The organism is Sphingobium sp. PAMC28499 (assembly GCF_004795815.1).
GTDB classification, from domain to species: domain Bacteria; phylum Pseudomonadota; class Alphaproteobacteria; order Sphingomonadales; family Sphingomonadaceae; genus Sphingobium; species Sphingobium yanoikuyae.
Genome location: NZ_CP039248.1, coordinates 4,648,859 through 4,664,700 on the forward strand (window position 1 = coordinate 4,648,859; position 15,842 = coordinate 4,664,700).

The following is a 15,842-nucleotide window of genomic DNA, read 5'->3' on the forward strand; positions in this document are numbered from 1 at the left end:
AAAAATCATTATTATTCTTGCGTATAAATTCGGCGCATAAGGGCATTCAACAAGAGACCAAGGGAGAGCCCTCGTGCGGCAGCTGATCCGCAATATTGCGATTTTCGACGGGACCGGCAGTGCGCCCTTCCCCGGCGCGGTCATGATCGAGGGCGATCGCATCACCGCCATTCTGCGCGACGAAGCCGCGATTGATGCGGCGCAGGCCGACATGGTGATCGACGGCCAGGGCGCGACGCTGATGCCCGGCATGGTCGACGCCCATACCCATCTGACCTGGGGCAGCTCGGTCGAGAAAATCTATCATCAGTTCATCCTGCCGCCCGAGGAACTGAAGGTCGCCGCCTGGCGCAATGCCCGCGTGCTGCTCGACCATGGCTATACCAGCCTCTATTCGGCCGGCGCGCTGGGCGACCAGATCGAGCCGGAACTCGCCCGCGCCATATCGGCGGGCGAAACGCCCGGTCCGCGCCTGGTGCCCTCCACGCTGGAGCGCAGCCCGGAAGGCGAGGGAGGGGTCGAGACCGGTGATGTGTTCAACGGGCGGGGGCCCGAAGCGATGCGTGCCTTCGTCGCCTATTGCGCGGCGGAGGGCGTCAAGTCGCTCAAGCTGGTGATTTCGGGCGAAGATGCGCTCAAGCCCGGATCGTCGCAGGATATCCTCTACACTGACGAGGAAATGATCGCGGCCGGCGAGGCGGCGAGAGAAGCCGGCCTGTGGATCGCGACCCATGCCTATAGCCCGCGCGCCATCAACCTGGCGCTCGAAGCGGGTGCCCGCATCCTCTATCATTGCTCCTTCGCGGATGACGCGGCGGTCGACGCCATGGCGGCGAAGAAGGACGCCATCTTCTACGCCCCCGGCCCCGGCGTATCGGTCGCCGCGCTGGAGGCCAATCCGCCGCCCCATATCAATATGGCGTCGATGAAAGCGAGCGCGGCCGAGCGGCTGGAACTGGAAAAGACATTGGTGCCCAAATTGAAGGCGCGCGGCGTGCGTGTCCTGCCCGGCGGCGACTATGGCTTCCCCTTCAACCCCCATGGCCGCAACGCCCGCGACCTGGAGCATTTCGTCACCTATTATGGCTTCACCCCGGCCGAGGCGCTGCACGCCGCCACCATGCTGGGCGGCGAGCTGATGGACCAGCCCGTCGGTCAGGTGAAGCCGGGCTATCTCGCCGACCTGCTGCTGGTCGAGGGCGATCCGACCAGGGACGTCCGCCTGCTGCAGGATGCGGCCAATATCAAGATGATCATGCTGGGCGGGCGGATGCACAAATCCCCCGTGCCCGAGCCCCTGACGGTCTGACCAGAAAGACGCTTTCATGTTCGACGTTGCGATCATCGGCTGCGGGCCGGTGGGGGCCTTTGCGGCCAATTTACTTGGGAAGGCGGGCGTCTCGGTCCTGGTGATCGAGCGCGAGGCCAACCCCTATCCCCTGCCCCGTGCGGTCCATCTGGACCATGAGATGATGCGCCTGTTCCAGTCGGCCGGCGTCATCGACCGGGTCGCGCCGGACATGCGCGATACCGAGGGGCATCTGCATGTCGGCGCCGATCATGGCGTGATCCGCTACATGGGCACGGTCGGCCGCCCCCGCCCCTTTAGCTGGTCCAACGACTATTTCTTCTACCAGCCCGAACTGGAAGACCATCTGCGCGACGCGCTGGACGTCTATCCCAATGTCGAGCTGTCGCTGGGCACCGCGTTCGAGGCGCTGGTGCAGGACAAGGACGGCGTCACCCTGACGCTGCGATCGGACGCCGGCGAGGAACAGGTCCGCGCCCGCTATGTCATCGCCTGCGACGGCGCGCGCAGCGCGGTGCGCAAGGCGCTCGACATCGGCCTCGACGATCTCGATTTCGAGGAACCCTGGCTGGTGGTCGATGCCGAAGTCGACGGCCCGGTCCGCTTCCCCGACCTGTGGGGCGTGCCGGACGCCGCCGACCTGCAGAAATTGTCGGTGATGATGTGCGATCCCAGGCGCCCGGCCACCATCGTGCCGGGGCGCGGCAATCACCGCCGCTGGGAATTCATGCTGCTGCCCGGCGAGGATGATCAGGCGATGATGCAGCCCGATGCCGTGGCTGCGCTCGTCGCCCCCTATCTTGACGGCGTGCCGCACAGGATCGTGCGTGCGGCCACCTATCGTTTCCATGGACTGATCGCCGAGCGGTGGCGGCAGGGCGGCGTCTTCCTGGCCGGCGATGCCGCGCACCAGACGCCGCCCTTTTTCGGCCAGGGCATGTGTCATGGCCTGCGCGATGCCGCGAACCTGGCGTGGAAGCTGGAACTGGTGCTGGCGGGCAAGGCGCCCGAGAGCCTGCTCGACAGCTATCAGCCCGAACGCGATCCCCATGTCCGCGCCGTCATCTCCGCCGCCGTGGGCGCGGGCCGCTATATCTGCGTGCTCGATCCCGACGCCGCCGCCGCGCGCGACCATCAGTTGCGCGAAGCCGCCAAGGGCGCCCAGAGCGGCACCGCCGCCGACCTGATCCCCGCCATCGCCACCGGCATCATCGCCACCGGAACGCCGGGTGCGGGCGAACGCTTCATCCAGCCGCGCGTCGGCGACCGGCTGCTGGACGATGTGACCGGCGATGGCTGGCGCCTGTTCACCCGCCAGCCGGTTGTCGGCGGTGACGTGACCGTCGTCGATGTCGCTGATCTGGGCGATGACGGCCATGTCGCCGACTGGCTCGACGCGCGCGGTGCCGAGGCGGTGCTGGTCCGCCCCGACCATTATGTCTTCGGCACCGGCAAGCCCGCAGAGCTGATCCCCCGGCGCGACGCGCTGATCGCCGGCACCGCCCGGCAGGAGATTGCGGCATGACCCTCTCGCTTGCGCAGGCCCGTGCCATCATCGACGCCGCGCTCGCCAAGGCGCGCGCCGATGGCGCCCAGCCGCTGGCCGTCATCATATTGGATGCCGGCGCCCATCCGGTCGCCTTTGCCCGCGAAGATGGCGCCAGCCTGTTCCGTTTCGACATCGCGAAGGCCAAAGCCTCGGGTGCGCTGGGGATGGGCGCGGATACGCGGGTGCTGGCCACCCGCGCCGCGTCCAACCCTGTCTTTTTCCAGAGCATCGCCGCCGCCACCGGCCAGATGGCCTTCTCGCCGGGCGGCGTGCTGATCCGCGATGCAGACGGCGGGCTGATCGGCGCGGTCGGCATCAGCGGCGACACCGGCGAATGCGACGAGGCCTGCGCCATCGCCGGCATTGACGCCGCCGGACTTTTCCACGGAGACAGAAAATGAAGCTGCGCAGCATCGAACTGGCGCTGCCCCATGCGGCAGAGGCCGCTGCCTTCCTCACCGACATCTGGGGCATGGCCCCGGCGGCAATCGAAGGCGAAACCCATTATCTGCGCGGGTCGGGCAGCTATCCCTATCTGGTCGCGCTGGCGGAATCGGCGGACACCTATGTGCGCTCCACCACCTTCGTCTGCACCGCCGACCGGCTGGAGCAGTTGAAGCGCAGCGTCACCGCCGCCGGCCTGCCCGCGACACCCACCGTGTCGGCAGATCCGGGCGGCGGCCATGGCATCATCGTCGAACTGGCCGAGGGCGAATTGCTCCGCTTCCTGGTCGATGCCGAGGAAGTCGCGCCGATCGCAGGCGCCGACCTGCCGGTGAAGCTGACCCATGTCGTCTTCAACAGCGCCGACGCAGAGGCAACCGGCCATCTGGTCGAGCAGGCGCTGGGCTTTCGCGTGTCGGACCGGACCAAGGGCATGGTGTTCGTGCGCTGCAATGACTCGCATCATTCGACCGCCTTCGCCCGCGCCGGCTTCCCCTCGCTCAACCATATCGCCTTCGAAATGGCGGACATGGACGCAGTGATGCGCGGCATCGGCCGGTTGCGCGACCATGACATGGTCCCCGCCTGGGGGCCGGGTCGCCATGGTCCGGGCGCCAATGTCTTTGCCTATTTCATCGCCCCCTTTGGCCCGGTGATCGAATTTTCGACCGCCGTGGAAAAGGTGGCCGAGGATTATCAGCCGGGCGCGCCGGAGGACTGGACCTGGCCCGAGGGCCGGATCGACCAGTGGGGCATGTCCGACAAGGACTTCGCCGGCCTGCGCGCCGCCGAAGAGAAATTCCGCCATCGCCGCGACTGGGATGCCCGGCCGCTGGACCTGATCAACGAGGAACAAGCCTGATGCGCTATGTCAGTTTCCGCCGTCCCGACGGCACCCCCAGCTTCGGCCGGATCGAGGGCGAGACGATCGTCGAACTGGCAACCGATGCGGCGCCGAGCCTCAAGGCCGCGCTGACCGACGGCAGCCTGTCGGGCCTGGCCGATGGCGCATCCTATGCCGCCGCCGATGTCGTGCTGCTGCCGGTGATCCCCGATCCCGCCAAGATCCTGTGCGTCGGCCTCAACTATGCCGAGCATGTCAAGGAAACCGGCCGCGAGCAGAAGGCGCATCCGGCGATCTTCGTGCGCTATGCCGACAGCCTGATCGCCGACGGCCAGCCGATGGTGAAGCCGGCCGTGACCGAACGCTTCGACTATGAAGGCGAACTGGCGCTGGTGATCGGCAAGCCCGCGCACAAGGTCGCGGCCGCGGATGCCTGGGACTATGTCGCCGGCTATGCCGCGTTCAACGATGGCAGTGCGCGCGACTGGCAGCGCCACAATATCCAGTTCACGCCGGGCAAGACCTTTCCCGGCACCGGTGGCTTCGGCCCGGCGTTGGTGACGCCCGAAGAGATTGACGATCTTGCCGCGCTGCGCGTCCAGACCCGCCTCAATGGCGAACTGGTGCAGGACCAGCCGGTCAGCGACATGATCTGGGATATTCCCACGGTCATCGAATATGTCACCGCCTTCACGCCCTTGAGCCCCGGCGACGTGATTGCCACCGGCACGCCCGGCGGCGTCGGCGATAAGCGCACCCCGCCGCTCTACATGAAGGCCGGCGACAAGGTCGAAGTGACCATCGGCACCATCGGCACGCTCAGCAACCGCATCATCGACGAACAATAACAATCATCAACCCGCATACCGGGGGAGGACAGACCATGCGTAACATTCACATCACCATTGCGGCCCTCGCCAGCGCGAGCGCCATCGCGATCGCCGCGCCGGCCTTCGCACAGGACGCGCCCGCACCGGAACAGGCCGCCCAGCCGGCGGACGATTCCGACATCATCGTCACCGCCCAGCGCAAGGCGGAGAAGGTGACCGAGGTGCCGATTTCCATCACCGTGGCCAATGCCGCCCAGCTGGAACGGCAGCAGGTCAACACGATGAACGACCTCAACCGCATCGCGCCGAGCCTGGAAATCCAGCAGGCGCCCGGCCAGAATACCGGCGGCGGCGGGTCGATCCGCGGCATCGGCACCCAGACCTTCTCGGCCGGCGCGGTCGCATCGGTCGGCGTGGTCGTCGACCAGGTGAGCCAGGGCAACGCCAATATCTCCGACCTGTTCGACGTCAGCCGGATCGAAGTGCTCAAGGGGCCGCAGGGCACGCTGTTCGGCCTCACCACATCGGCCGGCGTCATCAACATCACCACCAATGCGCCCGATCCGACCGGCTTTGCCGCCCGCGTCCGCACCGAATTGTCGGATGCCGGCACGCTGGGGTCCAAGTTCGGCAACCAGATCGTACAGGGCATGGTCAACATCCCGCTGGCCACCAACGCCGCGATCCGCCTGTCGGGCGTCGCCAATTTCCGCCAGGGGCCGAACCGCAACGCCAGCACCGGCGATTATAATGACACCGATCGCTACGGCATTCGCGGCCGCTTCCTGTGGGAGCCGACCGATCGCCTGACCGTCAATGTGATCGGCGACTATACCAAGAGCCGGATCGAAAATGGCGGCGACTTCTTCACCTTCGTCAAGACCAGCGGTCCGGGCACGGCGCTGGGTGGCCTGCTGGCCGACACCACCGGCATCACCGCCCGGCTTGCCAGCTGTGGCGTGACGCCGGGCGAAGGCAATCGCGACTATTGCAGCGATGACAGCTATGTCGGCCATACCGAAAATTATGGCGGATCGCTGCAGGTCGATTATGAGGCCGATCCCTTCACGCTGACCTCCATCACCGCCTATCGCAAGTCGAACGAGACCGGCTATGGCGCGGCGACCAACGTGTTCCGCGGCGATCCGCTGGAATTGCAGGTCGCCAATGGCCCGACCAACCGGCGCCTGAGCCTCTTCACCCAGGAATTGCGCGTCAGCTCGCCTGCCGACCAGTTCCTGGAATATACTGCCGGCGTCTTCTATTCGAACCAGAAGCAGACCCGCGATCCCGAAACGCTGGCGGTGTCGGTCGTGCCCTTCCCCGGCCTCGTCATCCCGATCGTGCGCAACCCCGGCGCCGACATCGACATTCAGGATGAATCGCTCGCCGTGTTCGGCCAGGGCACCTTCCACCTGTCGCCCGCGCTGCGGCTGATCGCGGGTGGCCGTTACACCACCGATCGCCTGTCGATGGACCGCTACGACTATTTCACCCCCACCGATCCGTTCAGCCGCACCGTGCTGGACGTCCAAAAATTCTCCTGGCGCCTCGGCGCGCAATATGACCTGGCCAACGACACCATGGTCTATGCGACCGCCTCGCGCGGGTTCAAGGGCGGCCAGATCGCCATCCCCTCGGCGCCGGCCAAGCCCTTCGTCGTGCAGCCGGAAATCCCGACCGCCTATGAACTGGGCCTCAAGAGCACGTTGTTCGGCGGCTGGGTCGCGGACCTCAACGTCTTCTACAGCAAGATCAAAAATTTCCAGGCGCAGCAGTGCACGGTGGACAGCACCGCGGTCATCTCCTGCGTCCAGACCAACATCAACGGCGTGAAGTCGCGCGGCGCGGAAATCAACTTCTTCGGCAAGGTCTTCGACGGCCTGTCGCTCAACACCGGCTTCATCTATGCCAAGGCGACCTATCCGGGCGGCTTCATCGGCACCGATGGCACCAATATCGGCGGCAGCCAGCTCGCCTATGCGCCCAAGTACAAGTTCACCCTGTCAGGCGAATATGAAGCGCCGGTCACGAGCCGCCTGAAGGGCTTCCTGGCGGCGGATACGGTGTGGAAGTCGAAGGTGCGCTACGAAGCCAATTCGAACGACGAAACCACCTTCCGTTCGCACTGGCTGGTCGGCGGCCGCATCGGCCTGCGCACCGATGACGATCGCTACAGCGTCGCGATCTTCGGTCGCAACCTGTTCAACGTGCATGAGCCTTCGCTGATGCAGAGCGACTTCCCCTACACCACCGACCAGGGCGAGCAGAATATCGGCGCCATCTATGGCCCGCAGTCCTTCCGCCAGATCGGCATCAGCCTGGACGCGAAATTCTGATCCTCCCGAGGCGGGGCGCCGCTGGTGGCGTCCCGTCTTTTTTCCTAATCCTTCTGGCCAGAGGGGACATATGAAGCCGATCAGGGACGCCATCGCCGCACTGGGCACCGATCTGGGACCGGACATACTCGGCCAGTGCCGGGCGCTGTTCGATGCCGAGCAGGCAGCGCTGGCGGCGGCGGTTCCGGTGACGCAGGCCGACATCGCCTATGGCCCGGACGCCCGCCACCGGCTCGACCTCTATGCCCCCAAGGGCGATGCCCCTGCCCCCATTCTGGTCTTCGTCCATGGCGGCGGTTTTCTGAAAGGTGACAAGGGCAGTGCCGACGCCTGGCCCAATGCCAATGTCGGCCGGATGGCGGCGCAGGCCGGGTTTCTGGGCGTCGTCATCAATTATCGCCTTGCCCCCGACCATGGCTGGCCGGCCGGGGCGGAAGATGTCGCGGCGGTCGTCGGCTGGCTCAAGGATCATGCCGCCGCGCATGGCGGCGATGCCGATCGCATCGTCCTGATGGGCACGTCGGCCGGCGCCGTCCATGTCGCAGGCTATCTGAAACTTGCCGGATCGGACGCCGTTCGCGCTGCCGTGCTGCTGTCGGGTCTCTACGGCTATACCCCGCTCGATCAACGCGACATGCTCTATTATGGCGATGCTTCGATCTACCCGGATCGCATGCCGCTGGAAGCCATTGCTTCGACCGACCTGCCGCTGCTGATCGCCTGCGCCGAGTTCGACCCGCCCCGCTTCCAGGCCGAGTTCCTGAGCCTGTTGCAGGACCGGCTGGCGCGCCATGGCGCCATGCCCCGCGCCTTCATCCAGTCAGGCCATAATCATTATAGCATGGCCATGCATCTGGGCACCGCCGACCGGCGGCTGTTGCAAGAAATCTGCGCCTTCGTGCGCGAAACCACTGCCTGACAATCAACAATAGGAGAGACGGATATGCTGGATCGCCGCACCCTTCTGGCTACCGGCGCTGCGCTGATGGCCGCCCCTGCCATCGCCGCGCGCAAGAGCGCCAACCCCAATTTCCCCGAGACCTTCTACTGGGGCGCGGCCACCGCGCCGCATCAGGTCGAGGGCAATAATATCGCCAGCGACCTGTGGTTCGTGGAAAATCAGCAGCCGACCGTCTTTGCCCAGCCCTCGGGCGACGCCTGCAACAGCTTCGCGCTGTGGGAAACCGACCTCGACCTGGTCAAGGCCATGGGCCTCAATGCCTATCGCTTCGGCATCGAATGGGCGCGGATCGAGCCGGAAAAGGGTCTCTTCTCCCAGGCGATGCTCGATCATTACAAGGCGGTGATCGACGGCTGCCATGCGCGTGGTCTGGCGCCGATCGTCACCTTCAGCCATTTCACCGCGCCGCGCTGGTTCAGCGCCCAGGGCGGCTGGACCAACCCGGAAAGCGCGCAGCTTTTCGCCCGCTATTGCGACAAGGCGATGCGCGCGCTGGGCCAGGGCATCGCCAGCGCCATCACCTTCAACGAACCCAATATCCTGCTGCTCCTGAAGCCGATGCTGCCCCAGCAGGTGTGGGACATCCAGAAACTGACGCTGGAAACCGCCGCCAAGCGGCTGGGCGTGCCCAAATATGTCTGTGCCAATGTCGCCGGCTTCGACGATCTGCCCGCGCTCCAGACCGGCCTCGAAGCCGCGCACAAGGCCGGCAAGGCCGCGATCAAGGCGGTGCGCGGCGACCTGCCGGTCGGCTTCTCGCTGGCGCTGATGGATGATCAGGCGGTCGGCGCCCATTCGGTGCGCGATACCATGCGCAAGCAGCTTTACGGCAACTGGCTGGAGATTGCGAAGGGCGACGATTTCATCGGTGTCCAGAATTATGAGCGCGCCCTGTGGGGCGACAAGGGCCGCCTGCCCGCGCCCAAGGGATCGGCCGTCAACTGGTCCGGCACCGAAGTCTGGGCGCCCTCGCTCGGCGGCGCGGTGCGCTTTGCCCATGAGGCGACCGGCGTGCCGATCCTGGTGTCCGAACATGGCGTGGGCAGCGACGATGATGCGGTCCGCGCGAAGTTCATTCCCGAAGCGCTGGCGGGGCTCAAGGCCGCGATCGACGATGGCGTGCCGGTGCTGGGCTATTGCCACTGGTCGCTGCTCGACAATTTCGAGTGGATCTTCGGCTACAAGCCCAAATTCGGGCTGCACAGCGTCGATCCGGTGACCTTCGCCCGCACGGCCAAGCCCAGCGCCGCCGTCTATGGCGCGATCGCCCGCCGCAACGCGCTCTGACGGGAAAGATCGCCATGAAGCGCCTCGCCCTGCTCCCCCTGTTGCTGGCCTCGCCCGCCATCGCCCAGATGCCGACACCCGTGCCAGCGCAGGCTCCGGCCGAACCCGATGCCATCCCGCTCTATCCTGATCTGAAGGCGCCCAAGGGATCGGCCGAGAATTGGGTGCGTTTCGGCGATGACCTCGCCGTGCGCAACGTCACCGTGCCGACCATCACGCCGATCCTGCCCGATCCGGCCAAGGCGACCGGCGCGGCGGTCGTGGTTGCGCCCGGCGGCGCCTTCATGCTGCTGGCGATGGATCATGAGGGCTGGAATGTCGCGCGCTGGCTGGCCGATCATGGCGTCGCCGCCTTCGTCCTCAAATATCGGCTGAACCAGACCCCGGCCGACACGGCCGAGGCATCCGCCTATATGGGCAAGCGCATGGCGGATTCGCTGCGCGATCCCAACGTCCCGCCAACGATCAGCGAACCGCGCGCCACGCTGGACGCGCTCGCCGCGCTCAAACTGGTCCGCGCAAACTCAAGCAAATGGGGCGTAGATCCGAGCAGGGTCGGCATGATCGGCTTTTCCGCCGGCGCCATGACCGTCATGAACGCCACGCTGGACGGCAAGGGCGCGGATCGCCCGTCCTTTATCGGCTATGTCTATGGCCCGATGCTGGCGCGCAATGTCCCCGCCGACGCGCCGCCGATGTTCGCGGCGATCGCCAATGACGACAGCCTGTTCCCCAATCCCTCTTATGCGCTGGTCGAAAGCTGGCGCCGGGCGCATGTGCCGGTCGAACTCCATGCCTATGAGCGCGGCGACCATGGCTTCGGCATGGGCAAGCCGGGCACCACGACCATGGGCCTGCTGCCGCAATTTCTGAGCTGGATGGACATGCGCGGCCTGCTGACCCCAAAGGCGGGACAATGACCGGCGCCGTCTCGATCCGGCGGGAAGCGGCGATCAGCGTCGGCATCAATGGCGCGCTGAGCCTGGCCTTCTTCCTTGCCCTATTCGGCACCCAGCCGCGCCCGCTGGCCTGGGCGGTGCCGGATCGGCTGGCGCTGGATTTCGTGCCGCAGAGCATTGCCGTTGCGCTGATGAGCGCGCTCGTCCCGGCGCTGATCGCGCGCAAACGGGTCGGTGGCGCCCTGCGGCCGATCCTGCTGCGCGCCGCCGGCTTTGCGCTCGCCGGTGCCGCGGTGGGCGGGCTGTTTGCGCTCGCGGCCGGTGGCCTGCCGCCGATCGGCTGGGGCGCCGCGCTGGCCATCAAGATTGCCTATGGCGGCGCGCTCGGTGCGCTGGTCGCCAGTCTGGCGCTGCGGCGGATGCTGTCATCCGCCCAAATCATTTGAAATAGAGGATCGCCCCGATGACCTTCCGTTCCCTGCGTCTCGCCATGCTGCTGGCCGGCACCGTACTCGCCATGCCCGCCCAGGCCGACGATCTGGCCGACGGTTTCAACAATCCGCCCCAGTCGGCCCGGCCCCGCGTCTGGTGGCATTGGCTGAACGGCAATGTGACCAAGGACGGGATCGACAAGGATCTCGACTGGCTGGCGCGCATCGGCATTGGCGGGGTGCAGAATTTCGACGCCAATCTGCAGACGCCGCAGATCGTCAAGGAACGGCTGGTCTATATGACCGATGGCTGGAAGGATGCGTTCCGCCATGCGGTGCAGACCGCCGATGCCAAGGGGCTGGAATTCGCGATCGCGGCGTCGCCGGGCTGGAGCGAGACCGGCGGTCCCTGGGTCAAGCCGCAGGACGCGATGAAGAAGCTGGTCTGGACCGAAACCGAGGTCGAGGGCGGCCAGCGGGTCAAGGGCGCCCTGCCCGCCCCGTCCAATGTGACCGGCGCCTTCCAGAGCGCGAAGTTCAGCGATCCGCTGGCGGGCGACGCGGAGATACCGGACCAGCCGCGCGCCTATGGCGAGGCCCGGGTGCTGGCCTATCCGATTGCAGCGGTGCCCTTGCCGACGCCCCGCATCCTCGACGCCAATGGCCAGCCGATCGCGGGCGCCGCGGCGCTGGGCGACAGCGATCTGGAAACCGTGGCGCAGATGGCCAAGGGCGATGAAGCGCATCCCGGCACGCTGATCCTCGATTATGGCGAGCCCGTCACGGTGCGATCGGCCAGCCTGTTCGTGCCCCATGCCCGCCCGCCCTTCGGCGACCCCGCCTATCGTCCGACGATCGAGGCGGAAACGGCGCAGGGCTGGCAGCCGCTCGGTCGCTTCTCGCTGACCGAAGTCGCCTCCACCACCAGCTTCGCGCCCATCACGGCGCAGCGCTTCCGGCTGGTCCTGTCGCCCAACGACGCCGCCAAGTCGCCGGGCCTGGGCGATGGCGCGCCCGGCGCGGTGATGATCGACGTGTTCGGCCGCCCTGCCAGCCCGACGCTGGGCATCGGCGACCTGCGCCTGTCGGCCGAGGCGCGGATCGACCAGTTTGAAGCGAAGGCCGGCTATGCCATCGCATCCGATTATAACCGTCTGAGCATGGGTCCGGCCGATGCACCGGCGATCGATCCGGCCAGGGTCATCGACCTGACCGACCGGCTGCGCCCCGACGGCACGCTCGACTGGACCGCGCCCAGGGGCACGCGCTGGCGCATCGTCCGCATGGGCTGGTCGCTGACCGGCAAGACCAACCATCCCGCCACGCCCGAAGCCACCGGGCTGGAGGTCGACAAATATGATGCGGCCGCCGTGCGCCGCTATCTCGAAACCTATCTTGCCATGTATCGCGATACGGTCGGCGCCGACTGGATCGGCAAGAAGGGCATCAGCGCGCTGCTGACCGACAGTATCGAGGTGGGCGCATCCAACTGGACACCGCGCATGGTGGAGGAGTTCAAGGCGCGGCGCGGCTATGATCCCGTCCCCTTCCTGCCGACGCTGACCGGCGCAGTGGTGGGATCGGCGGCGCGCAGCGACGCCTTCCTGCATGATTATCGCCAGACCCTGGCCGACCTGCTGGCCGACGCCCATTATGGCACGGTGGCGCAGGTCGCGCATGAGCATGGCCTGACCGTCTATGGCGAGGCGCTGGAAAATGGCCGGCCGGTGCTGGGCGACGACCTTGCCATGCGCGCGCATACCGATGTGCCGATGGCGGCAATGTGGACCTTCAATCGCGGCAGCGCGCCGCGCCCGACCCTGATCGGCGACATGAAGGGCGCGGCATCGGTTGCCCATATCTATGGCCAGAATATCGTGTCGGCCGAAAGCATGACGTCGGCCTTCGCCCCCTGGGCCTTTGCTCCGGCCGACCTCAAGCGCGTGATCGACCTGGAATTCGTGTCCGGCGTCAACCGGCCGATCGTCCACACCTCCGTCCACCAGCCGGTGGATGACAAGGTGCCGGGCCTCAGCCTCATGATCTTCGGCCAATATTTCAACCGCCACGAAAGCTGGGCCAATATGGCCAAGCCCTGGGTCGATTATATGGCACGCACCGGCTTCCTGTTGCAGCAGGGCCGCGACCATGCCGACATCGCCTATTTCTATGGCGAGGATGCGCCGATCACCGCGCTGTTCGAACATGGCGTGCCGGCGGACCTGCCCAAGGATTATGCCTATGACTTCGTCAATGCCGAGATTCTGGCAACCAAGGCGTCGGTGCAGGATGGCGACCTGATCGCCGGCAAGGCGCGCTACAAGGCGCTGTATCTGGGCGGATCGAGCAAGGTGATGACGCTTGCCACGCTGCAGCGCATCGCCGCGCTGGTCGAGGCTGGCGCTACCCTGATCGGCACCGCGCCCGACCGCGCGCCCGGCCTGCAGGATGATCCCGCCGCCTTCCGCGCGCTGGTGGCGAAGCTGTGGAGCGGCCAACCTGTCGGCAAGGGCAAGGTGATCGCCAGCGCCGATGTCGACACCGCGCTTGCCGGCACGGGCACCGGCGCCGATTTCCGCGTGACCGGCAGCGGCGATGCCGGTGCCTATCGCTTCCTCCACCGCGCCCTGCCCGATGGCGACCTTTATTTCGTGACCAATGGCAAGGCGCAGGCGGAGCATGTCGAGGCGCGCTTCCGCGTCACCGGTCGCCAGCCGGAAATCTGGCGCGCGATCGACGGCAGCGCCGCGCCGCTATCCTACCGGACCGAGGGCAGCGACACGGTGGTCCCGCTCGATGTCGGGCCGGAGGATGCCTTCTTCATCCTGTTCCGCAAGCCGGCGCAGTCGCCCGGCCGGACGATCGCGCCGGCGGCGGTGAAGCCGGTCGCCACCCTGTCGCAGCCCTGGACCATACGCTTCCAGCCGGGTCGCGGCGCGCCGGCCGAGATTGCGATGCCGACGCTCACGGCGCTCGACAAGAGCAGCGATCCGGGCGTGCGCTATTTCTCCGGCGAGGCGACCTATGCCAGCAGCTTTACCCTGCCCAAGGGCGCCAAAGCCGGTGCGCCGCTGTGGCTTGATCTGGGCAGCGTCGGTGACGTCGCGGAGGTGCGGGTCAATGGCCAGGTCGCGGGCACAAGCTGGTTCGCCCCCTATCGGCTGGACGTCGGCAGGCTGGTGAAGCCCGGCCGCAACGCGATCGAGGTGAAGGTCGCGAACCTGTGGGTCAACCGCCTGATCGGCGACCAGCAGCCCGGCGCACAGAAGGTAACCTTCACCGCCGCCCCCACCTATCGCCCCGATGCGCCGCTGTGTCCGTCGGGACTGATCGGGCCGGTCACGCTGTCAACCGAACAATAAGCGGAACGCGCGCGGATGCTCACTTGAACGCGGGAAAGTCGCCGCCTATCAGGCGGTCATCATGACCGACGATCAGCAGAGCATCCGCGCCATCCTCGACCGGCTGCGCGCCCCGGCGGGCAATCCCGTGGCCCGCGCCCGCTGGCTGGTGGAACGGCAGGTGCCCGAAGCGCGGCGCGGCCCCGGCTGGGATCGGCACTGGCGCGAGCTGGAAGCCTATCTGGACAGCCCGGTCAGCTGGTCGGGCAATCGCGATGCGGACGGGATCGAGGGGTGGGACGATGACGTCTGACCGGCTGATCGACATGATGATCGCGCGACTGGTGATCGCCCATGGCAAGAGCAAGCATCATTGGCGCAAGGCGATCGGTCCGGTCCGAATCTACAGCCGCGCCACCCATCCCCATTGCAACTGGGCCTTCACGCCGAGCGGCACGGCAGGCGAGATATCGGTGATCGAGACGCTGCTGGACGATCTGCACCTGCGCCATCCGCTGATCGATCGGTAACACCAAGCCCGCGCGGCGCTTGAGCGTCGCAAGGTGCTGATGCGCCAGCATCACTGCACCTTGTCAAAAACAAAGGGCGTGGACGGCCTGTCGCCATCCACGCCCCCTTGCGCCCCCGAAGGGATCGGAATCAGCCGGCGAGCTGCGTTTCCAGTTCGCCCAGCACGCGATAGCAGTCGAACACCTTGGCGACCGAGCTGTTGGGTTCCCGCCCCTCGCGGATCGCGCTGATGAACTCGCGGTCCTGCAACTCGATGCCATTGTTCGAGATGGCGACGCCGGCCAGGTCGATCGGCTCTTCCTTGCCGTTCACCAGATCGTCGTAGCGCGCGATATAGGTGTCGGTATCGCCGATATAGCGGAAGAAGGTGCCAAGCGGCCCGTCATTGTTGAAGCTCAGCGACAGGGTGCAGATGGCGCCGGTCTCGCTCTTGAGCTGGATCGACATGTCCATGGCGATGCCCAGTTCCGGATGGATCGGCCCCTGCATCGCATGGGCGGCGACGATCTTGCCCGCCTGATAGGCGAACAGATCGACCGTATGCGCGGCATGGTGCCACAGGAGATGGTCGGTCCACGACCGCGGCTCGCCCTTGGCATTGATGTTCTTGCGGCGGAAGAAATAGGTCTGCACGTCCATCTGCTGGACGTTGAATTCGCCCGCCTGGATGCGGTTGTGGACGAACTGGTGCGACGGGTTGAAGCGGCGGGTATGGCCGACCATGCAGACAAGGCCGGTTTCCTTCTGCTTGGCCAGCACCGCCTGCGCATCGGCCCAGCTGTCGGCGAGCGGGATTTCCACCTCGACATGCTTGCCCGCATTCATGCAGGCGATCGCCTGTTCCGCATGCATCTGGGTCGGCGTACACAGGATCACCGCGTCGACATCGTCGCGCGCCAGCGTTTCGTTGAGGTCGGTCGTCACATGGCCGATGCCATATTTCTCGGCGACCTTCTTCGTCGCCTCCAGTTCGCGGCCGATGATCGAGGTGACGGTGACGCCGTCGATATTCTTGAGGCCATCAAGATGCTTTTCGCCAAAGGCGCCGGCACCGGCGAGGGCAATACGCATGATATT

Annotated in this window: 14 protein-coding genes; 13 read left to right on the forward strand and 1 reads right to left on the reverse strand. The window is 66.4% G+C overall.

Annotated elements, in window-relative coordinates; genetic code table 11:
* The first annotated feature begins 73 nt into the window (after positions 1-73).
* The 13 genes from E5554_RS21915 to E5554_RS21975 all read left to right on the forward strand — a co-directional run bounded on the left by E5554_RS21915 (position 74) and on the right by E5554_RS21975 (position 14,764).
* On the forward strand, positions 74-1,309 hold the full coding sequence (locus E5554_RS21915) for an amidohydrolase family protein (protein WP_136188078.1): 1,236 nt from the start codon (positions 74-76) through the stop codon (positions 1,307-1,309).
* Positions 1,310-1,325: 16 nt separating this feature from the next.
* Positions 1,326-2,834, forward strand: coding sequence for a bifunctional 3-(3-hydroxy-phenyl)propionate/3-hydroxycinnamic acid hydroxylase (locus E5554_RS21920; protein WP_136188079.1), 1,509 nt, complete (start codon positions 1,326-1,328; stop codon positions 2,832-2,834).
* Positions 2,831-3,259 carry a heme-binding protein gene (locus E5554_RS21925; RefSeq protein WP_136188080.1) on the forward strand — a complete coding sequence of 143 codons (429 nt, stop codon included), beginning with the start codon at positions 2,831-2,833 and terminating at the stop codon, positions 3,257-3,259. Before E5554_RS21920 ends, E5554_RS21925 begins: the two co-directional genes overlap by 4 nt.
* Entirely contained in the window at positions 3,256-4,164 is a 909-nt protein-coding gene (locus tag E5554_RS21930) for a VOC family protein (RefSeq protein ID WP_136188081.1), read from the forward strand. The genes E5554_RS21925 and E5554_RS21930 overlap by 4 nt, the downstream gene beginning before the upstream one ends.
* A complete protein-coding gene (locus tag E5554_RS21935; RefSeq protein WP_136188082.1) occupies positions 4,164-4,994 on the forward strand; it encodes a fumarylacetoacetate hydrolase family protein in 831 nt (276 codons plus the stop codon). The genes E5554_RS21930 and E5554_RS21935 overlap by 1 nt, the downstream gene beginning before the upstream one ends.
* 35 nt (positions 4,995-5,029) lie before the next feature.
* On the forward strand, positions 5,030-7,315 hold the full coding sequence (locus E5554_RS21940; RefSeq protein ID WP_136188083.1) for a TonB-dependent receptor: 2,286 nt from the start codon (positions 5,030-5,032) through the stop codon (positions 7,313-7,315).
* A 70-nt stretch (positions 7,316-7,385) separates the two neighbouring features.
* Positions 7,386-8,234: an alpha/beta hydrolase gene (locus E5554_RS21945; RefSeq protein WP_136188084.1), complete on the forward strand. Its 849-nt coding sequence runs from the start codon at positions 7,386-7,388 to the stop codon at positions 8,232-8,234.
* 24 nt (positions 8,235-8,258) lie between these two features.
* Complete coding sequence (locus E5554_RS21950) at positions 8,259-9,563, forward strand: family 1 glycosylhydrolase (RefSeq protein WP_136188085.1); 1,305 nt, start codon at positions 8,259-8,261, stop codon at positions 9,561-9,563.
* A 14-nt stretch (positions 9,564-9,577) separates the two neighbouring features.
* Positions 9,578-10,483: an alpha/beta hydrolase gene (locus E5554_RS21955; RefSeq protein ID WP_136188086.1), complete on the forward strand. Its 906-nt coding sequence runs from the start codon at positions 9,578-9,580 to the stop codon at positions 10,481-10,483.
* Positions 10,480-10,908, forward strand: a complete 429-nt coding sequence (locus tag E5554_RS21960) for a hypothetical protein (RefSeq protein ID WP_136188087.1) — start codon at positions 10,480-10,482, stop codon at positions 10,906-10,908. Before E5554_RS21955 ends, E5554_RS21960 begins: the two co-directional genes overlap by 4 nt.
* A gap of 17 nt (positions 10,909-10,925) precedes the next feature.
* A complete protein-coding gene (locus tag E5554_RS21965; RefSeq protein WP_136188088.1) occupies positions 10,926-14,255 on the forward strand; it encodes a glycosyl hydrolase in 3,330 nt (1,109 codons plus the stop codon).
* 61 nt (positions 14,256-14,316) lie between these two features.
* Entirely contained in the window at positions 14,317-14,547 is a 231-nt protein-coding gene (locus E5554_RS21970) for a hypothetical protein (protein WP_004208426.1), read from the forward strand.
* Positions 14,537-14,764 carry a hypothetical protein gene (locus E5554_RS21975; protein WP_010338905.1) on the forward strand — a complete coding sequence of 76 codons (228 nt, stop codon included), beginning with the start codon at positions 14,537-14,539 and terminating at the stop codon, positions 14,762-14,764. The genes E5554_RS21970 and E5554_RS21975 overlap by 11 nt, the downstream gene beginning before the upstream one ends.
* A gap of 130 nt (positions 14,765-14,894) precedes the next feature.
* Here the strand turns inward: E5554_RS21975 and E5554_RS21980 are convergent, their stop codons facing one another.
* Entirely contained in the window at positions 14,895-15,836 is a 942-nt protein-coding gene (locus E5554_RS21980; RefSeq protein ID WP_004208428.1) for a Gfo/Idh/MocA family oxidoreductase, read from the reverse strand.
* Between the last annotated feature and the right edge of the window lie 6 nt (positions 15,837-15,842).